This is a genomic window from Candidatus Borrelia fainii (assembly GCF_027925085.1).
In the GTDB taxonomy this organism is placed as follows: Bacteria; Spirochaetota; Spirochaetia; order Borreliales; family Borreliaceae; genus Borrelia; species Borrelia turicatae.
The window spans coordinates 775,487-799,523 of the sequence record NZ_AP027070.1 but is presented as its reverse complement, the minus strand read 5'-3'; the positions used below and the strand labels follow the sequence as shown (position 1 = coordinate 799,523).

22 protein-coding genes are annotated in these 24,037 nt (G+C 27.4%); 8 read left to right on the top strand and 14 right to left on the bottom strand.

The window, feature by feature from the left end:
- Positions 1-3 precede the first annotated feature (3 nt).
- Positions 4-807, top strand: a complete 804-nt coding sequence (gene nagB / locus QMG63_RS03700; RefSeq protein WP_281861811.1) for a glucosamine-6-phosphate deaminase — start codon at positions 4-6, stop codon at positions 805-807.
- Positions 808-900: 93 nt separating this feature from the next.
- On the opposite strand, the gene QMG63_RS03695 is transcribed toward nagB, so the two are convergent.
- Both QMG63_RS03695 and secA read right to left on the bottom strand, forming a co-directional pair.
- Positions 901-1,512: a superoxide dismutase gene (locus QMG63_RS03695; RefSeq protein ID WP_281861810.1), complete on the bottom strand. Its 612-nt coding sequence runs from the start codon at positions 1,510-1,512 to the stop codon at positions 901-903.
- 13 nt (positions 1,513-1,525) lie between these two features.
- Positions 1,526-4,222, bottom strand: coding sequence for a preprotein translocase subunit SecA (gene secA, locus QMG63_RS03690; protein WP_281861809.1), 2,697 nt, complete (start codon positions 4,220-4,222; stop codon positions 1,526-1,528).
- Positions 4,223-4,285: 63 nt separating this feature from the next.
- On the opposite strand from secA, the gene QMG63_RS03685 reads away from it, so the two are divergent.
- From QMG63_RS03685 to alr, 4 genes are all read left to right on the top strand, one after another.
- Positions 4,286-5,419 carry an LIC_12708 family protein gene (locus QMG63_RS03685; RefSeq protein ID WP_281861807.1) on the top strand — a complete coding sequence of 378 codons (1,134 nt, stop codon included), beginning with the start codon at positions 4,286-4,288 and terminating at the stop codon, positions 5,417-5,419.
- A gap of 22 nt (positions 5,420-5,441) precedes the next feature.
- Entirely contained in the window at positions 5,442-5,867 is a 426-nt protein-coding gene (locus QMG63_RS03680; RefSeq protein WP_281861805.1) for a hypothetical protein, read from the top strand.
- Between the two features lie 3 nt (positions 5,868-5,870).
- Positions 5,871-6,287 (top strand): hypothetical protein, encoded by a 417-nt coding sequence (locus tag QMG63_RS03675; protein ID WP_281861803.1) that lies wholly within the window; start codon positions 5,871-5,873, stop codon positions 6,285-6,287.
- 148 nt (positions 6,288-6,435) lie between these two features.
- Positions 6,436-7,536 (top strand): alanine racemase, encoded by a 1,101-nt coding sequence (gene alr, locus QMG63_RS03670; protein WP_281861801.1) that lies wholly within the window; start codon positions 6,436-6,438, stop codon positions 7,534-7,536.
- On the opposite strand, the gene QMG63_RS03665 is transcribed toward alr, so the two are convergent.
- Complete coding sequence (locus QMG63_RS03665) at positions 7,528-9,123, bottom strand: hypothetical protein (protein WP_345741256.1); 1,596 nt, start codon at positions 9,121-9,123, stop codon at positions 7,528-7,530. The two genes, alr and QMG63_RS03665, sit on opposite strands and share 9 nt — an antisense overlap.
- Positions 9,124-9,197: 74 nt before the next feature.
- Here QMG63_RS03665 and QMG63_RS03660 point away from each other — a divergent pair, with 74 nt between their 5' ends.
- Positions 9,198-9,365 (top strand): hypothetical protein, encoded by a 168-nt coding sequence (locus QMG63_RS03660; RefSeq protein ID WP_281861799.1) that lies wholly within the window; start codon positions 9,198-9,200, stop codon positions 9,363-9,365.
- A gap of 3 nt (positions 9,366-9,368) precedes the next feature.
- Here the strand turns inward: QMG63_RS03660 and QMG63_RS03655 are convergent, their stop codons facing one another.
- From QMG63_RS03655 to malQ, 4 genes are all read right to left on the bottom strand, one after another.
- On the bottom strand, positions 9,369-11,117 hold the full coding sequence (locus QMG63_RS03655; RefSeq protein WP_281861797.1) for a hypothetical protein: 1,749 nt from the start codon (positions 11,115-11,117) through the stop codon (positions 9,369-9,371).
- A gap of 61 nt (positions 11,118-11,178) precedes the next feature.
- Positions 11,179-12,156 carry a calcium/sodium antiporter gene (locus QMG63_RS03650; protein WP_281861795.1) on the bottom strand — a complete coding sequence of 326 codons (978 nt, stop codon included), beginning with the start codon at positions 12,154-12,156 and terminating at the stop codon, positions 11,179-11,181.
- Positions 12,129-14,024 (bottom strand): putative glycoside hydrolase, encoded by a 1,896-nt coding sequence (locus QMG63_RS03645; protein WP_425592811.1) that lies wholly within the window; start codon positions 14,022-14,024, stop codon positions 12,129-12,131. Before QMG63_RS03645 ends, QMG63_RS03650 begins: the two co-directional genes overlap by 28 nt.
- A 67-nt stretch (positions 14,025-14,091) precedes the next feature.
- Positions 14,092-15,573, bottom strand: coding sequence for a 4-alpha-glucanotransferase (gene malQ / locus QMG63_RS03640; protein ID WP_281861793.1), 1,482 nt, complete (start codon positions 15,571-15,573; stop codon positions 14,092-14,094).
- A 161-nt stretch (positions 15,574-15,734) separates the two neighbouring features.
- On the opposite strand from malQ, the gene QMG63_RS03635 reads away from it, so the two are divergent.
- Positions 15,735-16,892 carry an OmpA family protein gene (locus QMG63_RS03635; RefSeq protein ID WP_281861791.1) on the top strand — a complete coding sequence of 386 codons (1,158 nt, stop codon included), beginning with the start codon at positions 15,735-15,737 and terminating at the stop codon, positions 16,890-16,892.
- Between the two features lie 3 nt (positions 16,893-16,895).
- Here QMG63_RS03635 and QMG63_RS03630 read toward each other — a convergent pair whose 3' ends face one another.
- Positions 16,896-17,279, bottom strand: a complete 384-nt coding sequence (locus tag QMG63_RS03630; RefSeq protein WP_281861789.1) for a TraR/DksA family transcriptional regulator — start codon at positions 17,277-17,279, stop codon at positions 16,896-16,898.
- A gap of 168 nt (positions 17,280-17,447) precedes the next feature.
- Here QMG63_RS03630 and infA point away from each other — a divergent pair, with 168 nt between their 5' ends.
- Positions 17,448-17,669, top strand: coding sequence for a translation initiation factor IF-1 (infA, locus tag QMG63_RS03625; protein ID WP_011772125.1), 222 nt, complete (start codon positions 17,448-17,450; stop codon positions 17,667-17,669).
- A gap of 47 nt (positions 17,670-17,716) precedes the next feature.
- Here the strand turns inward: infA and QMG63_RS03620 are convergent, their stop codons facing one another.
- From QMG63_RS03620 to QMG63_RS03595, 6 genes are read right to left on the bottom strand one after another with little or no spacing between them, the layout of a single operon-like run.
- Positions 17,717-19,762: a hypothetical protein gene (locus QMG63_RS03620; protein WP_281861786.1), complete on the bottom strand. Its 2,046-nt coding sequence runs from the start codon at positions 19,760-19,762 to the stop codon at positions 17,717-17,719.
- Positions 19,711-20,298 carry a tetratricopeptide repeat protein gene (locus QMG63_RS03615; RefSeq protein WP_281861785.1) on the bottom strand — a complete coding sequence of 196 codons (588 nt, stop codon included), beginning with the start codon at positions 20,296-20,298 and terminating at the stop codon, positions 19,711-19,713. Before QMG63_RS03615 ends, QMG63_RS03620 begins: the two co-directional genes overlap by 52 nt.
- Entirely contained in the window at positions 20,280-21,269 is a 990-nt protein-coding gene (locus QMG63_RS03610) for a vWA domain-containing protein (RefSeq protein ID WP_281861783.1), read from the bottom strand. The genes QMG63_RS03615 and QMG63_RS03610 overlap by 19 nt, the downstream gene beginning before the upstream one ends.
- Entirely contained in the window at positions 21,266-22,267 is a 1,002-nt protein-coding gene (locus tag QMG63_RS03605) for a vWA domain-containing protein (protein WP_281861782.1), read from the bottom strand. The genes QMG63_RS03610 and QMG63_RS03605 overlap by 4 nt, the downstream gene beginning before the upstream one ends.
- Positions 22,251-23,153, bottom strand: a complete 903-nt coding sequence (locus QMG63_RS03600; RefSeq protein ID WP_425592802.1) for a hypothetical protein — start codon at positions 23,151-23,153, stop codon at positions 22,251-22,253. The genes QMG63_RS03605 and QMG63_RS03600 overlap by 17 nt, the downstream gene beginning before the upstream one ends.
- Positions 23,150-24,031 carry a DUF58 domain-containing protein gene (locus tag QMG63_RS03595; RefSeq protein WP_281861780.1) on the bottom strand — a complete coding sequence of 294 codons (882 nt, stop codon included), beginning with the start codon at positions 24,029-24,031 and terminating at the stop codon, positions 23,150-23,152. Before QMG63_RS03595 ends, QMG63_RS03600 begins: the two co-directional genes overlap by 4 nt.
- Positions 24,032-24,037 lie beyond the last annotated feature (6 nt).

The window sequence follows — 24,037 nt, the reverse complement described above, 5'->3', positions numbered from 1 at the left end:
TAAATGAGATTAATTATTAGATCTAACTATAATGATATTTCAAAATGGGCTGCTAATCATGTAGCTATGAGAATAAAAAAGTTTTCACCAACAAAAGAAAAACCATTCATTTTAGGGCTCCCAACAGGTAGCTCACCAATTGGAATGTATAAACATTTAATTGAAATGAATAAACTTGGAAAAATTTCATTTGAAAATGTAGTCACATTTAATATGGATGAATACATAAAATTAGATAAAAATCATCCTGAAAGCTATCACTCATTTATGTGGAACAACTTTTTTTCACATATAGATATCAAAAAAGAAAATATACACATGTTAAATGGTAATGCTACTAATCTTATAAATGAATGTGAAGAATATGAAAACAAAATTAAATCTTACGGTGGCATTATGCTTTTTGTGGGAGGAATTGGACCTGATGGTCATATTGCCTTTAATGAACCTGGATCATCACTAAGCTCAAAAACAAGAATTAAAACTTTAACTCAAGATACAATTATCGCAAACTCAAGGTTTTTTGAAAATGATATTAATAAAGTTCCCAAAAGTGCCTTAACAGTAGGAGTAGGAACAATTATGGATTCAAAAGAAGTGATGATTATAGTAAATGGACACAGTAAAGCAAGAGCCTTAAAACATGCTATTGAAAAAGGAGTAAATCATATGTGGACAATTAGTGCTCTACAGTTACATAAAAACGCAATCATAGTATCAGACGAAGCTGCAACGTATGAACTAAAAATCGGCACAGTAAAGTATTTTAATGATATCGAAAGAGATAATTTTAATAATGAAATATAAACGTTATTAATTTCTAAAAATAGTAAATATAACATAAACTAAGCACAAGACATAAGCTCTTTAAGCCTAGTTTACGAAACGCTTAAAATAACATTATTCTATGATTTCATTATATACTCTTGAAACCTCTTCCCAATTTAAAACCTTAAAGAATGCATCAACATACTCAACTCTTTTATTTTGATATTTAAGATAATAAGCATGTTCCCAAACATCAATACCTAAAATAGGTTTATAGTCTTCCATCAAAGGACTGTCCTGATTTGGTCTTGATATTATTTGCAATTCTTTATTTGCATGAATAACTAACCAAGCCCAACCACTTCCAAAAATACTAATAGCTGCATCTCTTAAAGCCATCTTAAGATTATCAAGACTACCAAAAGTAACATTTACATGTTCTTCAAAATTTTCTAAAATATTATCTTTGTTCCCAGGTTTTAAAATCCTAAAATACAAAGTATGATTAGAATACCCACCAGCATTATTCCTAATAGCTGCTTGGAACTCTTTGGGAAATCGATGAATATTTTTTAATATATTTTCAATATCCTGAGAATAATTTATTTCTATCTTTTCAAGAACAGAATTTAAATTTGCTGTATATGCATTATGATGTTTACTATGATGAATTTCCATTGTCTTAGCATCAATGTATGGCTCTAAAACATCATAAGCATAACCAAGTTCTGGTAATTTAAACATAAAATCCTCCTTTTTAGCTTTTCCCATGACAATTTTTATATTTTTTTTCACTGCCACAATAACAAGGTTCATTCCTTCCAATTTTAGGAGTACTTCTAATTATTTGAACTCCTACTGTATTACCTTTGTCTACCGAGGCAATGCCTGCAAATTCCTTATGAGTAGCACGAATATTTTTAGGCTTTTTATTTTTATAACTACTAGAATCAACATCCACTCTTACCTGCAAAGTTCGCCTTAAAGTTTCAACCTTTATATCTTTAACAAGTTCACTAAAAATCGCAAAACCTTCTTCCTTATATTCAGTAATTGGATTTTTATTAGCATAAGATCTCAAGTAAACCGATTCTCTTAAAGAATCAAGATTTGCAAGATGATCTTGAAACTTAAAGTCAATATTCCTTAAATATTCATGTTTTAAAAATTCATTAAAAAATTCAACTCCAATTAATTCTTCCTTTGCATCTAAATTAGCCCTTGCAATTTCCATTAACTTATTTTTCAAATCCACAATATTCATGGTTTCAACAGAACCAACACTTTCCATCATATAAGCAAAAATTGAATTTATCTCATTTAATACAGAACTCGTAACCACTTCTCCCTTAATTTGATCAAATAAAAAATCAAGATATTCTCTTAAAGAGAGAAGAATACGTTCCTTAATATTATTATCAACAAGAATTAAATTTCTTTGAGAATAAATAAACTCTCTATGCTTTGTTATAACATCATCATACTCTAAGAGGTGTTTTCTAATCTCAAAATTTCTATCTTCCACACGCTTTTGTGCATTAACTAAAGACTTCGTTAACAAAGAATGTGCAATAGGCTCACCTGTTGCCATTCCAAGTTTTCCCATCAAAGCTCTCAAATTATCACCTGCAAAAAGCCGCATTAGATCATCTTCAAGAGATACATAAAACCTTGACCGACCAGGATCTCCCTGTCTCCCTCCTCGTCCCCTAAGTTGATTATCTATTCTTCTTGACTCATGGCGTTCACTACCAATAACATAAAGCCCACCAAGAGCCTTTACTTCCTCATAATCTTCAAGATACTTTTCTTTCTCATTTTGCATAGCCTTTTGAAACTCTTCAAGACTCATATTCGTCCCAAACTTTTTACGAACTCGATGCTCAAGATTACCACCAAGCTTAATGTCAGTACCACGTCCAGCCATATTAGTTGCAATTGTAACAGAATGTTTTGCTCCTGCTTCAGCAATAATTAACGCTTCACGAAAATGATTCTTTGCGTTTAAAACTTCATGCTTAATACCTTTATTTTTAAACATATTTGAGAGGATTTCAGATTTTTCAATAGAAACTGTCCCAACAAGCACAGGTTGTCCTTTCTTATAAGCCTCATAAACTTCATCTGTAATTGCTTTAAATTTAAATTCCTCAGTGTAATAAATAATATCATCCTCATCTATTCTTGCTACCAATTTATTAGTTGGAACAACTATAACATCAAGATTATATATTTTATGAAATTCTTTTGCCTCTGTGTCAGCCGTACCAGTCATGCCAGAAATTTTTTTAAACATCCTAAACAAATTTTGAAATGTAATCGTTGCCATAATTTTATTTTCACTTGCAACTTTAACACCTTCCTTAGCCTCAATAGCCTGATGCAATCCATCAGAATATCTGCGTCCTTTCAAAATACGACCTGTAAACTCATCAACAATTTCAACCCCAGAATCCCCAACAATATATTCTCTGTCCTTTAAAAAAAGTAAATGGGCTTTTAATGCTTGAGTCATATAATGAACATAATTAAAATTAGAATCAACATACATAGATCCCTTAATTATGCCTTTTGAAACCAAAATTTGTTCAAGATTATTTAAACCATTTGCCGTAAAAGATACTCTCTTACCCTTTTCATCAATCGTATAATCCCCATCAAGTTCATCTATCTCTAAAGGATAATCTCCAGTTTTTGGATCTTTAGAGCATTCTTTTAAAAGTGAAACAAGAGAATTGACCTCAAGATAAGCACTAGTATCTCCTTCTGTAGAACCTGAAATAATTAAAGGGGTTCTAGCCTCATCAATCAAAATAGAATCAATCTCATCGATAATACAATAATTAAAATTTCTTAAAGATTTTTGAGATAAATCAAAACACATGTTATCTCTTAAATAATCAAATCCAAGCTCATTATTTGTAACATAAGTAATATCTTTATCATACTCTGCCTTGCGTCTAGCAGAATCCATATTAGACAACACAACACCAACACTCACTCCTAAAAGCTCAAAAACCGGTTTCATCCAATTTGAATCACGCTCTGCAAGATAATCATTAACTGTAACGATAATAACACCATCACCCGTTAAACTATTAAGGTAAGCAGCCTGAACTGAAGATAAAGTTTTACCTTCTCCCGTCTTCATCTCTATTATTTTACCCTGATGGAGGGCAAGTCCAGCAATAAGTTGAACATCATAAGGTCTCTCCTTAAGTCGCCTTCTAGCAGCTTCTCGAGATAGTGCAAATGCTCTCTCTAAAATATCTTCTAAAGTTTTACCCTCCTTAAGTTCATCTCTAAATTTTTCTGTTTCCATAGCAAAATCTTCATCTAATAAAGACAATGCCCAAGATTCAAGCTTATTAATAGTTCTCAAAGTAGGAAAATAACTTTTTAGATCTCTTTTACTTTTTGAACCAATAGTTGCTTCAAATATCGCTCTTAACATATTAGGTATCAATTCTCCTAAAATAATTGACTTTCAACTATTTAAAATAATAACATCTAAAACATGAAAAAGTTTTATAAAATTCATTTAAATCTATTTTTTATGATTATATCATGTAATACCAAAACTTTAAACGAAGCTGGAGAACAACAATTTAAAATACCATTTGGAACCTTACCTGGAGAAATAACACCACTTGTAAGCAAATTTACCAATTCAAGCTTTGATATCAAAACATACAATGGACTTGTATACATTGTAGAAGCAAAAGCAAATAAACTTATGATTTTTAATTCTTATGGAAAATTAATTCAAACTTACCAAAATGGCATATTCAAAACAAATTTTGACCTTAAAATCAAAAAAGTAGATTTTGAAAATATTAAGGCAATTTATCCATCAAAAGACTTTATTGTAGTATCAGATAAGCTAAATAATAAGAAATCTAAATTTGATGAGAGAGAAAATATATCATATTCTACACGAATATTTATTTTAAATAAAGATTCATCTGTAGAAGTATTGGGACAAGAAGGACGGAATGGAACATTATTTCCACAAGTTTACGATATCAATATTGACGACAAAAACAACATAGCAATAATAACTATATCTAATGAAGGATATATAATATACTCCTACGATAAAGATCTCTCACCCCTATATAAAATTTATGTTAATACAAACATACTACAAATACCGGAAGAAGAGAAAAAAAAATATAACATATCAATAGATAAAGTATTTTTTGAGGTAAACAAAAAAATCATTTATGTAAAGACAACTCATTATGAAAACATTAGAACCAATGAAAACATTAACGACCTTGGAGTAAGGATCAAAAACCAATATTTTTATACAATGAGCTTAAACAAAAATAAAGAATTTGAAATAAAAAATAAAATCACACTACCCCAAAACTTATTAGATGATCAACAAGAAAGTTTTATAAATATCATTGGAATTCAAAAAGATAAAATAATAGCATCCACTAACATGAGGAACCTGTCTAATATTTTAATATGGAAATTGGATAATAAGGGCAAAATAAAAGAACAAATGCTCTTAATCGAACCACCGAACCTTGAATTTCTTGCTGAAAGCCTATCTAAGGATGGAATACTTAGTATACTTTATGGAGAAAAAAGTGGGGTCAGCGTCTATTGGTGGAATTTAAATACTTTACTTAAACTATGAGGTAATTTAGAAGTCAACATTTATGAAAAATAAGAATTGCAAAAGTAAAATACAAAATAATAATAAACAAAGACTAAAAAAAAATCTAACTCTGGGAATAATCTTTGTCATCATACTAATTATTATCAAAATTGTATTAATTCCTAAACTACAAAAATTAGAAAGTAAATATAGACCTACCATCACAATAGAACATAAAATAAGAAATGAAAACCTATATATCAAAATCAATATTAAAAATCAAAACATGAAAGACTTAGGAAAAGCCAATATAGAAGTATACTTAGATAATAAACTTATTGAAAATAATATGATTTACATAGACAAGATTAACTATACATTATATACTAATGTTGCATACAGGAAAGAGGGTTTATTAAACATAGTGCTAATAAATCAGAAAGGCGATAAGGCATATTTTAGGAAAAGATTAGATCTTGGAGGATAATAGATGTTGCAAATATATTTTATATCTGTTTTACTTAATATCTTGGGGGGGATAGTGCTAGCATTCCCAATTTTGGGAGAAAGATTTAAGTGTTTAATTATCTTTGAAGAATTTATAAATTTAATTAACAATAACAAAAATGTAAAAAGCATTTTTGGCACAACATTTTTAATAGCTAGCATCTTTGAAATAATCATACCTTATGATTTGCCAATAATTGGAAATTTATTTCCTGCTATCAGTTTATTTTTTATTGGTTTCATCCTCGTCTTAAGTCAAAAAATGCCCACAAGTCTCCAAAATAATAAAGAATATGGAAAATTTAAATCTTTCATTGAAAGCAATAAAAAAGTAATAGGAATCTTAGCATTAATTATTGGAATAATTCATTTTTTTGCACCAAGAATACCTTTTCTTTAAAGATTAGCTTATGACATACAATTTTAATTACTCTTAATTATAATTCCAAAAAACAAGAGAATGAAATAAATCAAAAGGATATTCTAGATAAAGACAAAAAAACTAAAATAAACTCACCTACATACAAATGTATGTATACTGTACAAAAATGACTAAAAATAAAGAGATCATAATAAATTTTAAAAATTTAGAATATAACTTAACCGCAATTAAAAATCATATTCAAAAAAGAGAATTAGTAGCCACACTAAAATCTGATGCATATGGACATGGACTTATTCAAACATTTAAATTTTTAAAAGAAAAAGGGATAAATTATTTTGGTATTTTTTGGATAGATGAGGCTTTAAAGATCAAAAAAATAGACAAAAGGGCAAATGTATTACTTTATATCAACACAGATAAAAGTGCAATAAAAAATCTAGTTAAGTTCGATATTACACCCTTTGTTGCTGACTCTCAATATCTATCACTAATAGAACAAGAATGTAGAAAACAAAATAAAAGAATCAAAGTTCATTTAAAAGTTGATGTTGGAATGAATAGATATGGAATCAAAATAGAAAATGCTCTTAATCTAGCAATTCAAATTCAAAATTCAAAATTAGTAGAATTTGAAGGAGTTTGTACACATTTACCAACAACAGAAAATAGGAAAATTACTCAATCACAAATCGAAAAATTTGTTCATTTTATAAACGAACTTAAGACCAAGAATATAAAACCAAAATTCATTCATGCTTCTAACTCAGAACACATAACAAACTATCCAATAAGTGAAAAATTTAATATGATACGACCAGGACTTATTTTATATGGATATAAGCCAAATTCAAATAGCTTAAACAATAATTTACAACTTAAACCCGTACTAAGCTTATATTCAAAAATTATATTTCTTAAAAAGATAAAAAAGGGAGAACAAATATCATACTCTGGTCTATTTACGGCAAAAGAAGATATGCAAATCGGACTTTTACCAGTTGGATATTCCGATGGAATTCCACAAAATACATCTAACAATTTTTATTGTATAATAAGAGATAAAAAATGCTTTATTAGAGGAAAAATATGTATGAACATTTCAATAATAGAAATCCCTAAAGATCTAAAAATTAACATAGGAGAAAAAGTAGAAATTGTTTCTGAAAGATTAAGCTTAGATATACTTAGCAAGGAATCTGGCATGAGTAAATATGAAATACTTTGCTCTATTGGAAAACATGATAAAAAAAAATATTTATATTAAATTACCTAAAGAATCAAATTTTTGAAAATCAACTAAATTTCCTTTACTATTATAAATCCATTTATAAACCGAAATTCCCCCAATATCATCTCTTAGTTTTAAATCTGGACCATGATTTGTCTTTTTTGAAATCTTGCCAAATTTATTATACTCATATTTATACACACTAACACCGTGAATATCATATTGTAACTGGCCGAGACTGCCAAAATTTTTACGACTAATAAGTCTATTTTGTTTATCATATTCATAAGCATACTCAAAAATAGCACTCCGATCTGCAACCAAAACCCCACTCTTAGAATAATTACTCTTCAAGATCAAATTGCCATTAACATCATATGTAAATTTATATCTAAAAACACCTGCAAAATCATCTATAGGATTATCAAAATCCCCATAATGCTCTTGAGATTTAAGAAGACCATCCTCATTATAAGCATACTTATAAATCATCACACCATTGGAATCACTAATTAAATTAAAATCTTTATCAAAGAAAAGATTTTCAATCAAATAAAACTTATTATCATACTTATAACTATAAACTGCAATACCCTTAAAGTTATTCATTATTTCATATTTTTCCTCATAACTAGCGGAAATATCACTATTATAATTTTTATTTATTCTATTACTATAATTTATTACCCTTTTTTCATTATTTTGCACATAAAAAATGGTTTTTCTAATAGCATAACCATTCTGACTAACGACTAAATTATTGTTAGCATCATAATTATACTCCTTATAAAAATAATCCTTTTCTTTTAAATTATATTCATATCTATATATTGCTACATTATTCTCATCGGGAGTCAAATTATTTTTAATATCATAATTTAAAATTTCAATGAGTTTGCCATCAAAATCATAACGATACATCTTTATTGCAACAGAAAAAGGATTTGCATACAAAGAAGCTAGTGGATCTAAATATTCTTCCTTTATAATATTATGTGAACTGTCATAAGTTAACCTAAAACCATATATTCCATTCTTAGCCTTGATGTTATAATTGTTATCATCGTAATATAAAACTGTTTTCCTCCTATTAGAATCATCATAAATAATTTTAGTATAGTAAACATCATTTAAATCTTTAATTTGAAAACCAACCTCACTAAACCTATAAACATAAAAACTACTATCATCATTGTAAATAAAATGATAATAAGCAATTCCATAATTATCTCTTATAATCTCATTAGATTTATTATAATTAAAAATACTCTTCGGTCTGCCATTTGGAAAATATTCTATTTGTTCAACATAAACATCTTTTAAATTCTTAGCAGCAAAACCTCCATTTAAAAATAATCTCCTTTCTATATCCTCAAAATATTCTATTTTGATCTGATTTGCACCAAAAAAAGAAGGAATTAAAATACTAAGTTTGCCAACATAATCAACAAATACAAGTTTGCCATCATTATAAGTAAATTTATATCCACACTCTTCTTCCGCATTTTTTTTACTGCTCTCATATTTTCCAATTATCCTATAATTAATATCATAATCAGCAAACCTATAATAAATTTCTTCTGAAAAAAGAGCACAAGACACAAAAAACATCACCAAAAACATAGTCATTCCTTGATCAATCAACCTTATTTTGATAAATTTATTATACAATAAATTAATTTAACTAGGAGTTTAAGATGGCAAAAATTTCTAAAAATGCTCAAAGAAGTGGTTCTAAAGAATTGTTAAGCAAGTGGGGCGGAAAAATTATAATGAAGTCTAAATTTGAAAATGGTAAAATAAAACACTATGCTGAATGTCAAACCTCAAAAAATATAGCAAGAAGACCTAAAGATTTATTTTAAAATTTATTTCTTATTCAATTTATCTTCAAATTTCAACCAAGCTTCATCTTGTTCACTTTTAGTATAGGCCCTATTTAAGGTTGCTTCCTTAGGGGTTTTGCCTTTTCTAACATAAGAACTCCTAATTTGCTCTCTTAGCTCTTCCCTTTGTTTTCGTCTTTTGCTTAGTTGTCTCTTCACTCTTTCATTTGGATCAAAAAGCTCATGCTGAGCTTTAACCACAATCTTAGAATTTAATCTAGATAAAGCCTCTTTATAACTCTGCTGCCTACCTGTTAATAATAACATAAGCCTCTTTAACAAAGGCAAATCTCTATAAGCAGCATCTAAAAGATTAGATAGGTCAACTTTATAAATCTTATAAAGTGGTAAAAATGTATTACTATTTTTAAAATATTTAGCAGCTTCGGTTTTGATTATATCCTTAAGATGCGTCTGAATATTTTGTGTTTTAGAAACTCGTTTATAATGAGAAACAATAAAATCAAGAAATGCGACTTTATTTTTTAAACAATAATCATTTATATCATAATTAGAAACAAACTCAATCAATGTTTTTTCAAGACCTTCTTCTGTTAAAATAGTAGAAGAATTTTTCCCACTATTAAATATTTTCACAAATTCATTTCTCAACTTATCCCTAATATCAACTAAAATTTGATCGAATTCCTTTAAAAACATAGAATAGGCACATGGCTTATATAAATACATTCCACGTTTAATGCTAAATATCTTAGGTAACGAACCCTTAATGTTCGACTCAAAAAAGTATTCATTAGCCGTCTTTAAAAAATATTCAGAATCAGATAATCCCTCAGCATGCTCTTGAAGAATATTTTTAAATTCTTCTATATTAATAAATCTCGGTTTAAACTCTATTGTTTTTTCAATTGATTTTAAAGTTTCATCAATCTTAATACTTTCTAAATTTCTAAGTTCTCCTAAGTTTTTCTCATTAGTAATATAAATATTTAATACTTCTAAAAAAGTAAAGTAATGTTTAGAAATATTAACGCCTTTTTTATTTAAAATTTCTTCCTTATTTTCTAAAATTCCTACAAGCAAACTATAAGCAACTCCCACACCATTCATACCCTCATCCAACATTCGATCATATTCATTAAGCTTTACATTTTTAGCTCTCATAAAAACATCTTTAACTATTCTATTAGAAGCAATCCCGAATAAAATTCTCTTCATAAATTCAATAAAATATAAGGCTTTTCCTGATGGAATTATTAAAGAATCCAACACAAATATCTTTTTTGATGAAGAATTTTCTTGAAAATATTTAAGATTAATGTCTGAATTTGAAAGAATGACGAACTCTTTTTCGAAAACCAATAAATTTTTATCTATATTTTTAATTGTAAGTAAAGTACTAAAGAGTTCTATTCCCACATAATGCTTTAAAAACAAATCCTCGATAGCATAATAATAAAAATCATAACTATTTTCATCTGTTATTATTATTTTATAAGGTACCATTTCCCCATTAGATGTTGACTGATTAATAATAATTCCTCTCTTAACCTCATAAAGTTTGCGAAATAAAAAATCCAATTCGCCTTTAAGAGCACGGATTTTAACAGAATAATCTTCGATAAAATCAGCATAATCTATAATATTGTTCTTGTGTTCCAAAATAATCCTTAAAATCATTTTTTGAGTATCTGAAGAAATCCCTATTTGAGAAATCAAAATATCCACTTCTTTATCATTGAGATAGAAAATTTCGGGTAATTTTTTCATCTTATATTTCCAAGCTCCTCATATACAAAACAATAATAACATATTGATAAATTCAATAGAATTAAAAAACGCCAAATAAAAATGAATTATATAAAATATATAAACATAAAAATAGAATAGCAGGTCCTCTACTGAAAACTCCTCTAAATCTCACTATGAATAATAATATTAAAGATACAACAAACATGATACTAAAATCAGTCAAATAAATATCACTCATGAGTACTGGATTTATAAAACTACTAATAGATAAAATAAACCCAATATTAAATATATTACTTCCAATGATATTACCAAGGGCAATATCTGACTCCTTTTTAATTACTGCAAAAAGAGAAACGACAATCTCTGGGATGCTGGTCCCAAAAGCTACAAAAATAATTCCAATCACTTTCTCACTAATATTAAAAACATTGTGTGCAATGTATATTGAACTATCTATTAACAACTTTGAACCGAAATATAAGAAATATATACTTAGTAATAAGAGCAAAATATTTAAAAATAAAAACTTAAACCCATAATTACAATTAAGATTTTCTAAATTTTTTGTAACAGAATTATATTCTTTCTCTTCTTTGTAAAACAAATATAGATAAGATAAAAATAAAATTAAAATCACCAATGAACTGGTTCTATAATAAGATACCTTAAAAAAAGACAAAGTACCAAAATCAAAAGAAAGCAATAAAAGAAGCAACATCAATAAAAATAAAATTATAAAAGAAAATTTAAGTCTCTTAAAATCAGTTTCAATCCTTAAAAAAACCCCTGTTAAGGGAAGCGCAAGCAACATATTAATGATATTACTCCCAATGATATTAGAAACAATAATTTCATTTTTACCCTTAAGAGATGCTATTAAACTTGTAAAAAGCTCTGGAGCACTTGTTGATAAGGATACTATTATAACACCAATTAAAAGACTAGGAATTTGAAAATAAGTAGCAATGTTAACAGAGCTATTTAAAAGATAATTCCCACCAAGATACAACAAAAAGATACCAAATACTACACAAAAAAGATGAATATGTGCCAAAAAAATTTCCTTCCACAAACATTTAAAAATTCGCTTAAATTATTCTTAACCATATAGTAAATATTAGATGCATTCCATAAACTAAAGCCATTACCTAAAGATTCCTTAACGCCTCTTAATTGATGAGAAAAATATTTTAAATAAACTTCTTTATTTACACGGCGCTCAGAACCAAGCAAAAAAGCTTGAACATAAGGTCTAATTATAACCTTACCTGAAGAGAATACAGCAGCTCTATTACTTCCTTCCTTATAAATTTTATAAGCTCTTGTAGTATAGTATAACTCATTCTTTAAAAAATCGCTAGTATAATGAGAAGGATAAAACATTGGAGAAATAACATCAACATAATCTGCAATCATAGAAATATTTTGACCAATACTATTTGTAATAAACCATCCATTATTTCCGTAAATGTCAATAGAAATAGGAATAGAAATATTTTTTCTAGCCATAATTAAAAAAGATTCAAGAGCATCAATCGCACGCATCTTATATTTATTAAATCTTGAAGTTATAAGAGACACAGGTCCATCTGTTGGAAATCTAATATAATCAAACTGAATCTCATCAACTCCAAGAGACTGAATTTCTCTTGCAATAGATAAATTATAATCCCACGTGTCTTGCAAGAAGAGATCTACCCAATGTTCTTTTTGAACAAATTTAAAAGAATCACCATGTTCAACCTTTACAAGGTTTGCCCAAGGCTGATTGGTTTTTTTATTCCAAAGAGCATATTCATAATTATTATAAAAATAAAGTTTCGCGTCTTTAAACACAACAACTCGTGCAATAACATATATTCCAAGTTCTTTTGCTTTATTTAAAATATAAGGAACATCTATCAAATTTTTAACAGCCTTTATCTTGTTTGGCAAAACTAATTTACTTGAATAAGTTAAAATACCAGTATCATCTTTAAAATCAATAATAACAGCATTCATGCCTAATCTTTTTATAAACTCAAATCTCTCATCAATAGCTGTTTTGCTCCTAAGAGTGTAAGCCGTTAAATAAATTGACCCCTTATTAGAAGCAAGATTCATTCTTTCTAATTTTTCAACAGAATTTTCTCCATACACAGAAAATTGACTATTAAAAGTCCATTTGCCATCAACATAGGAATAAAAATGATTATCATAAGTTCTAACTAAAAGTTTTTCCATTTTTGCATCTGACAAATCAATAACACGCACTATCTGTTTTTTAAAGGGAAAGTCCAACTTCCTAACAACCCCTAAAGTTGTATTAATTAAAATAATATCTCCATAAATTCCACAGGAAAAGTACAACTCATTTGCATTGTTTCTTGAAAACTCTATTGCACTAACCATATCATAATAACCAGCACCCAGATATGTCTTAGAAATTAAAGAATTTAAGCTCTTAAAATCCAAATTATCATTAACACTTAAATAAATTCCACTATTAGAAGTACCAATAGCAATACGTTTATATTCTCCTCGAGATAATGCACTTGATGTAATGTAAGAATTTTTATTAAATTTCTCATTATCAACTAATTTTATAAAACTTTTAAAATAATTATGAGAAACATAAACAGAGTCATTAGTTGTCAAAAGGGAATTTGAAGAATAAAAATCTTCATAAATAGAAGTTATTCTCTTATACACAGGTTTTTCAAACGGATATATCCATCTAGTCTCTACTCCCTTAGGTTCAACCTTAAATATCAAATTATTATGTTTTTTATATAAAGCACCTTTATTAACAAAAAATAAATCACCATTCTTAAAATATTTAGTCTCGTCTAATGAATGCAAATGAAAACACAAAAAAAAAGAAGAAAACAACAAGCAAATTATATACAAAAGCATTATACATGTATTAAGTTTCATATAAATAACATCCAGCCTTTTTTAAAATAAATTTAAAAACAAATATCATTGTAACAAATTATTGAAGTTCCTATTAAGTTCTTCCATAAAGTTTTGTAATGTCACTTATCTTTTTGCTTAAATCGTCACTTAAATCACTACTTAATATTCTAAAATTGTTAAGCATTGCATCAGACATATTTATACTAAAATCAGATATCAAATTAAGATAATCTTTCATTGGAATTATTACACTATTTGCAACACTAGCCATCGCCCCTCTTATCATATCCCAAACAATAGCATTTTCACTAGTATTGAAATAATCAAAAATATATTTTTTATGCTCATTATCAACGGAGTTAATAAATCCACGAATAGTATTACTCTCATGAGTACCCGTATAAACAACACAATTTCTTATATAATTATGGGGAAGATATATATTTGTGGAATCAAAATCAAATGCACATTGCATCATTTTAGTTCCAGGAAAACCAAAATAATCTCTTAACCTAAATGTATCTCCACGATCTTTTACAAGGTCTTCAACCCAAATTTCTAAGTCATCAATCTCATTTAGAACCTGTTTAAAAAAATCTTTCCCGGGACATTTTACCCATTGTCCACCAAATAGCAAAGATTCTTCTGCAGAAACCTCCCAAGTTGATACGAATCCTCTAAAATAGTCAATTCTAACAATATCCACATATTTACGCAAAAAATCAATACGATTAATCCACCATGCATAGTTATCTTTTCTTAAAGCTTTCCAATTATAAGCTGCATTGCCCCAAAGATATTTTTTGCTAAACAAACAATCAGGGGGTATCCCCGTTACTTTATCTTTACTTGCATCAAACCTTAATTTAAAATATTTTTGATGCGCCCAAACATCAGCAGAATCATAAGACACAAAAATAGAAATATCACTTACTATTTTAATTCCAACATTATTAGCATATTTTTTTAAAGCTTTAAATTGTGAAAAAAAGAAATATTGTAAAACTTGTTGAATGTTGATTTCAACCTCAAGTATCTCTCTAAGCTCAGCTAAAGCCTTAGCATCCCTTTTTAAAATTTCTCTACTAAATAAAAGATTAAAAGCCTGTGAAGACTGAAACTTAGAATAGTACTCTTTAAAAGCAATAAAACTTGAAAAATCTAAAAGCCAATAATCAGCTGATTTTTTAAACTTTTCAAATGCATGAATCTCATCAATTGTTGCCCTGTGCAAAAAATTCAAAGCAGCATTTCTTAAAACAACTTCCTTAGCTTTTAACTTATCATAATCAATATATCTATCTTCCAAGCATTCAAGAGTATCTAAGTCTATATCAATAAACTTATCAATAGCATTTAAATCAATATAATTGATATTACCAGCAAATGCAGAACAACTTGAATAAGGAACCCTCACAAAATTAGGAGGTGAATAAGGTAATATCTGCCAATAACCTTGTGATGAAGCGGCAAGAAAGTCTATAAATTTATATGCCCCTTTCCCTAAATCACCAATACCGTATTTAGATGGCAGAGAACTAATATTTAGCAAAATTCCACTTTTTCTTTTCATTTTTTATACCTCAAAACAATTGACTATTTAATTAAGATCTTAAAACAACCGTTCACATACAATCATTATAACTAAAATATAAAACTCACAAAGCATTATTCAAAAGATTTAATGAAATATTTTTCAAAAAACATAATCTCAATTATGATATAATTCGTTAAATGAATATTAAAATTGTTATATTACTACTTTTAACAAATACTCTAGCATTTTCATCTGAAATATTAGAATTTAAATATACTAAAGGAGCTAAATTTAGAATAGAAACTACAGATAATCAAGAAATTTACCTAAATGGAAGATTTAACTCAAAAACCAAAACTAATATCCAAGTTTCAAGTGAGGTAAAAGATGTAAAAAATAATTTTGCAGATATCAAATCTTACTTTAGAGTATTAAAAAGAGATAATGAGAGCGATGTTTACTTACTTAAAGAAGAATTTGAAGGAAATTTTAGCATAAACAAACAAGGCGAATATAAAATTAATAATGCTCAAAAAAGACCTTCTGTTAGAGGCATTCCAAGATTCCCAAAAACACCCATAAAAGTAAATGAAACTTGGACATATCCAGCAGAAGAATATATTCAAGCATCTGAGATTTCACAAGAAATAAAAGATTTTGTCACAAAATTTGATGTAAATTATGTGTACAAAGGCAAAGAAAAAATAGATGGCAAATACTACGACATACTTCTATCAAATTATAAGTCTAAATATAACGTAAAAAACATATTATTCTCTCAAAAGGTTAACCAAATAATTTATTTTGACTCAAAATTAGGAAATATATATAAATATAATGATACATATGAATTTCAAATGCAAAATGACAACAATAATATCAAAATTACTGGAAACTCATTTGGGAAAATAATCTCTATTGAGCTACCAAATGAAAATATAATAGAGCATGAAGTTAAAGAATATATCAGCACAAAACAGATAGACTCTATTAACATAGAAAAAAACGAAAATGGCATTAAATTAAGCTTAGATATTGAATTCTACCCTGATTCTTTCCAAATCATTAAAAAAGAATACAACAAACTAAAACACATAGCCAATTTATTAGAAAAGTTTAAAGACAACAATATTTTAATAGAAGGACATACAGCAAAGTTTGGAACAGAACAAGAAATGCAAGCATTGTCTGAAAAAAGAGCTCATTCAATTGGAAACTATTTATTAAAAATGAAAGTAAAGAACAAAAACCAAATATTTTTTAAAGGATGGGGTGCTAAAAAACCTAAGTATGCAAACTCATCTCCTTTAGCATCAAAAAATCGAAGAGTAGAAATTACAATTTTAAACAATTAAATATTAGATTGATCTCTTGCTCTTTTTTTCTTTTTTAGTCTGACAACTTATACATAAAAATGCATAAGGAATAGCCTCAAGTCTTTCTCTTGCAATACTTTTATCACATGCTAAACAATTACCATAAGTATTTTGGGAAATTCGATAAAGCGCCTGATTTATTAAATGCAGCTTCTTTTTCTCAACTGAACTTAAAGCTTCAAGATTATTTCCATCCATATTGTCAAATGCAATATCAATTATGTCCTTTAAATGCATATCATTATTAATGATCTCTCTTTTACTATCCTCAACAGATCTTATAGAATTTAATATTTCTTTCTTTGACTCTAAAAGAAAATTTCGCATCTTTTCAACAAATTCATGCTCAAAATTACTTTTCTGCATGATATTACCTCCCTATAATAAATTACAATTTTTAAAAAACTCCGTGTAATTATATAAACAATCCCATATAATGTAAACTAGTACATTAATTTTTAATAAAAAAATAATTGCAATGATACTTCTAATTGTGTACAATTGATTCTGTTACATAAATAACAAGGGGGCATTTTGAACACTAAAGAAGAAGCTATTGAAACTGAAGGGATTGTTAAAGAATCTCTCCCTAACACAATGTTTAGGGTAGAACTTAAAAATGGGCATTTAGTTTTAGCTCATCTATCTGGAAAGATGAGAAAACATTTTATAAAAATAGTTCCTGGAGATAGAGTTAAGGTTGAGTTATCACCTTATGATCTTACAAAAGGGAGAATAGTATATAGAGAAAAATAAATACTTATATCAAAATAATTTAAATCAATTAATAAATTGGTATTACTTTATATTAAACTATCTTTAACAGACGCTATAAAGTTTTTATGAATCCATCCCTGAAGTCCATGACTTGTTTGAATAAGAACAAAGTCATCTTTTCTATTAAGTACGTAAACACTTATATTCCCGTTTAAGAATCGCCAACTTCTTGAAAAATTATCAGGGACTTTATAAAGAGAAACTAGATCACCTTTAATAATTCCAATCTCAGACTGTTGGTCAACATAAAAGTAATATGTTTGAAATAAAGTAAAACACGTTACAGATAAAAGCAAGAATAAAATAATTCTCTTTAAATTTTTTGCATAAAATTTATAAGAAATAATCACTATTAAAATATTTATTAAAATTAAACTAATAATAAAAAAAATATTAGACCAAACAAAACTATTGTTTCTAATATTTTCATTAACTCCATTCTTAGCCTCAATAAAATCAATCACCTTGTAAAAGGTATCATTACTTGGTGAAGTAAAAAATGCTTTATAAGCCGAATAAATTGCATCAAAATATCTATCCATTTTATTCAAAATGAGAGCTCTATTTAACCACAGTCCTGAATAACTTGGATTCTTTTTAAGAATATTATCAACTCTATTAAGAGCATTATCATAATTTTTTAATTTATAATCTTCAATTAAATCATTTATATTATCTTCTGACAAATAACCATCGTTAATAGCATTAAGACTAACAGCAAGAGTTAATATTAAAATAACTAATCCACAACCTGATGCAATAAAGAACTTTCTATATCTAATAAAAACAACTAAAGAGAATAAAATTCCTGGTATCAAAATTAAGTAATAAACGGGAACAAAGAATAAAAAAGTTTTATTCCTATGTTTTAAAATATCATGATATGAAAGCAAACTAAAATCTGACAATAACTCTTGACCAAACTCATTATTATTTTTAAATTTCCCATAATATTCATATTTTAGTCGTTTACCATCAAGTTTATAAACTTTTCCATCATCAGGATTTAAATAAGTAAAATCACCAATATTTAAAAATAAATTACCCTTATTATCTGGTTTAAGAGTATATACCTTAGATATACTACCCTTATATCCATCTTTTGAAGGTTCAAAATTATAACTTTTTTTATTATAAATAACTTTAGAGTTATAAGTTTCAATTTCTGGAAAACGAATATGTGGAAGATTACCTTGTCCTGTAATTTTTATTAAAACAGTAAAAGTATCTTGATTAATTAAAGTTGAATTAGGAAATTCATAGTAAATTTTAAAAGTTCCAACGGCCAAAGACTTAACCTCATCAGGTATTGGTTTAATTTTTAAAGAAATACCAGGACTCATACGGGCAATATCTTCGCCTATATTAAAAGAAACACTAGGAATAACAATACCTTTTGAACCTCTAAGAGGAGTTAAGATAAAATTATAAAGGGGTACATCCAAGATTTCTTTACTATTAAAAGCCCTATATTTAATATTTTCAAATATAGGGGTTCTATCAATCATTGCATCTTTAACAGCGTTAAAAGAACTGGCAATAGACTTCAAATTATTATTCACAAGCCAATTGACACGCAAAACGAACCCAACACTTTGATACTCATAAATTTCTTCTTTATCAAAATCCCAATACAATCTAACTGGCAAACCAAAAAACTTCGACTCATCTTCTTTTAAAATAACCACTTCAAACTCTGAACTTAAATAAACTTCATCAAGATAAACAACTTTTAATGAAGGAATCTTAACAAATCCCAACTTATCAAAAGCATATTCAATTTTTATTTCTGTAACAATGTTATTTCCATCTGGTACCTTTGATATCGAAGCAATTTTGGTATTATCATTTATATCTTTACTTATTTCAAACTTTAATAACGACTCATCAATATCTTGAGATAAATTTAATCTAATCACATGAACAACCTTAGATCCTCTAAGTACCTTAGTTGATACTAAATAATCGGTACCAGATAAAGAGTAAATTTCAAAGTTTATAAAAAATAAAATTAAAGATATCACCAATCTTCTTGTAAAGACACAGTCTGTTCTTTTGACCTTGTTACCCATAAAACCCTCTCAAGATTTTCAATATACCTTAAAAAATTTTCATTGTTCTCAATAAAACTTTGACTTCTCTTAACACTTAAACTATCTAAAACATCTGGAATAGTTCTTTTTTTAATTATTGCAAGTTCAAGATTATATTTAGCATTATAACTTGCGGGATTGATCCTTAAAGCTTCCTTAAATGCCACCTCTGCTTTTCGATAAAGTCCTTGATTATAGTATATTATTCCCTCATTATAGTTTATATTAAAATTCAAAAAGGAATCATTATCTCTTTTTGCATACGAAAACATCCGAAGGGAGCTTTCATACTCTCCTAAAGAATAATATACAATCCCAAGATTATAATAACCCCACGACATACCTTGTTTATCATCTACAAGATCATAATAAATGGAAATCGCACCCTGATAGTCGCCTCTAATATATTCATAATTACCAATGACCATAAGAAACATGGCTTTAATATTAGAACAAGATAAAAAGGATGCAAACATAAAACTCATTAAAAAATAAATTAAAAAGTTTCGTCCCATTTAATGACCTTAACAAATAAATACAATACTATAAATAAAAAAGAGATAGCTAAAAAAAGCTTATATCTTAAAATACCAATAAGCAAAATATCACTTGAACTTTTTTTCATTATATCATTCTTTATCTCATTAATAACATAATTAGTACCTTTTAAATATAAATTATAATAAGAACCCTTAAGAGAAGACGTTAAAAGATACAAATTATCCTCATCAAGCATGGCTTCCACTATATTGCCATATTTATCTTTAACACTTAAATTATTATCAATCAAAGGAGATGGCTTATTACTTCCAATCCCAACTACAAAGCTTGTAATATTAAGTGCATCAATCAACTTAGGAAAAGTATAATAATTATACTCACCCCATTCATCTCCATCTGTTAAAATTATCAAAAAATTATAATAAGAATCATCTTTTATTCCCTGTATGGCATTAAAAACTCCTTCACCTAAAAAACTACCAGGAAAACTTATTAAATTAGGCTCAATATAATTTAGCATTTTATGCAAGCTAGCTTTATCTTTAGAAAAGGGCAATACTAACAAGGATTTACCTTTAAAAATAGTAAGCGAATATTCAACATTCTCAAAATTATTTAAAATCAAACTAACAAAATTTTTAGCACTCTCAAGCCTGTTAATCGATTTTTTTTCATCAAATGTTAACATACTACGAGAAATATCGACAACAAAAGATATCCTTAAATTTGATCTTTTATCCTCAGTAGCTTTTTGCCCCCAAGAAATATCCAAGATAGAAACAATTAAAGAACCCAGACTCAATACAAAAAAGAACATCATAAGAATTTTTTTTATATAATAATTTTTAATGTAAGCATTATTAACATACATAAGACTTAAAGTCTTAAATAATGGAAGCGATTTTCTAAAATTATAAATATATAAAAAAAGAACTAAAAATAAAATTATAAACAAATAAAAAGCATAATAATTGCCTATACTCATAATACCTCTTCTAAAAAGAACTTAGACAAAATGAAGTAGAGGATTAATAAGAAAAATATTACCAATAAAAATTCATTATAAACATCATCATTATCAACCGAAATTTTAATCTTTCTATCTACATTTTCCTTTTTCGAAAAATCCTGTATTGCAAGTTTAAATGAAAAATCATCACCTACAGAATAAAAAGATCCTCCTGTTTTACTTGAAATCTCCAAAAGCATACTAGGATCATAAATCTCTCTTAAAGTACCTTGATAAAACTTGCCAGATCTCAATTTAAACCCAACACTAAACTCTTCACTGCTACCAATTCCAATAGAGTAAATTTTAACATTTAATCCTTGAGCAAGATTTATTACCTGATCCTTATAAACTTCATCCGAATTAACTACACCATCTGTTAAAACAATCACTGATCTCTTAAGTGCTTCCGAATGCTTTAAATGAGAAAGAGCAATGGAAATACCAAGGTCCAAAGCAGAACCATTGCCAAGATCCATAATATAAATATCGTCTAATTTTTTAGAAAAAAAATCTCTATCAATTGTAAGTGGAACTATTAAAGAAGCTTCCTTAGCAAAAGCCACCAATCCAATATTGTCATTTTCTCTTTGATAAACAAAATATTTAATTAATTCTTTTGCAAATTCAAGTCTATTTTTAGATGAAAATTCAATAGCACCCATGCTAGGAGATATATCTAGCACAATAACAATATCAGCTCCACTACTAAGATAAGTCGTTTTCTTTTTCGAAATAGAAGGACCTGCTAAGGTTAAAATCATAACTGTCATTGCTAAATAAAATAAAGCATAAGTTATAAAATATAACAAATTCAATCCATAATCCTTTAATTTTATAGAGCCAAAGTTTCCATAAATAGATATTGGAAATTTAACTTTTCCCCCTCTACGCTTAAAAAAATGGCTAAAATAAATTATTAATGGAAGAATTACAAGTAAAAATAAATATAAAGGTTCATTGAATGTTAACATTATTCCCTCTATTAAATTCTTCAAAATTAAAAGCTGCTTTCTTTAAATCATCTAAAACAAGTGAAAAATTTCCACCTGATAAATTGATTCCACTAAATTTACTAAAATCAGAAAGTCTAAGCATATTAACAAAAGTTGAACGAATTTCATAAGGAACATTAAAATTTTGCAAAATTTCAGAAATTTCCGTCGTAGTAATTGCATTAAAATCAAAACCTGTTTTTTTAGATAAATAAACCCTTAAAGATGAATTCAATAAATTATAAAAAACAACCTGTTCTTCGTCATTCTTAATATAATTAGACAAAATAACCATTTGTTTCTGAAATACTTTATAAGGTTTTCTTAAATTATGCTTCATTATTAAAAACACTAATAACTGCTTGACAAGCTTCAAAAATTTAATACAAAAGTAAGGAACTGCTACAAGAGCTAAAATAAAAATAACAAGATACGTACTTGTTCCTGGAAGAAAAAGCACTCCCTCTATATCCTGAATTTTAAGAACATCATCATCTGCAATTAACTTACTAGTATTTATTTTGACATTATTTAGAATTAATTTAAAAGACTTATCATTGCTGATAATATCTCCAACATAAATATGCGGAAGAGTATTGCTTCCAACATAAAACGAAACAAAATATACTATTACCTCCCCGCTTTCAGGTATGTAAAGAAGTGACTTAACTTCAACAAACTCATTTTTAATTTCCTCAAATTCAGCAGGGATAAATTTTTCATTCTCACCAAGAATTAACGAAAATTTAAGCTCAACAGTATCTCCCACATAATAACGAGTTGGAATAAACATCTCATTTTTTATCTCATAAGAAAATAAATAAAAAGACAAAAAAAACATGATAAAGACAATTGTGTTTTTCAAATATCATTCTCCTTTTTTAAAAGGGCTTTTAACTTTCTAAAAACATTATCTTTCGTACTAATTTCTATAAAATTAATACCTCTTTTTATGCATTCTTTTCTCCATTTGATTTTATCTAATGTCCAATAATTTTTATAACTATTCGATATCGTTTTACTAAATCCAGAAGTCAAAAAATCTTCACAAGTTTCAATATCTTCATAAGTTAAAACTCCATATTGAGGAAGATTTTCATCAAAAAAATCTGTAAGCCTTATTGCAATAATATTATGACGTTTACTAAGAACAGTTAAAGATTTAAAATAATTACTGGCCTTAAAATCTGAAATAATGATAATTAAAGATCTTTTCTTATAATATTCAGCTGTATTTTTAAATACATAAGTTAAATTACTTCCCCTCTTAAGGCGCCTATTTATTGTCTCATTTAAAATTCGTCCTAAATGTGAATGCCCCTTTCGAGATGAAATAAACTTATCCGTTTCACTTGAGAAAAAAGTTATACCTATTTTATCATTATTAAAAAATGCCATATGAGCAAAAATAGAAACTAATAAATCTTGAATTTCCTTTTTACTAGTCAAGCTTCCCAGACTCATTGAAAGAGAATTATCAACAAGCAAATGAAGATTCATTCCCTTATCTTCTCTAAAAACCTTCAAGAATATGCTATCCGTTTTCGAACTAACATTCCAATCAATCAATCTAGCATCATCCGTTTCCTCATAAGGCCTAAACTCATGAAATTCAAGACCAAGACCCTTAAAAATAGAACGATACCCACCAAAATTAAGCTCCAAAAGCATTTTTCTAGAGAAGAATTTTAAAGCTTTTATCTTAGTTCTAGTGCTAGCATTTGATTCATTATCATATTGCATATGAAA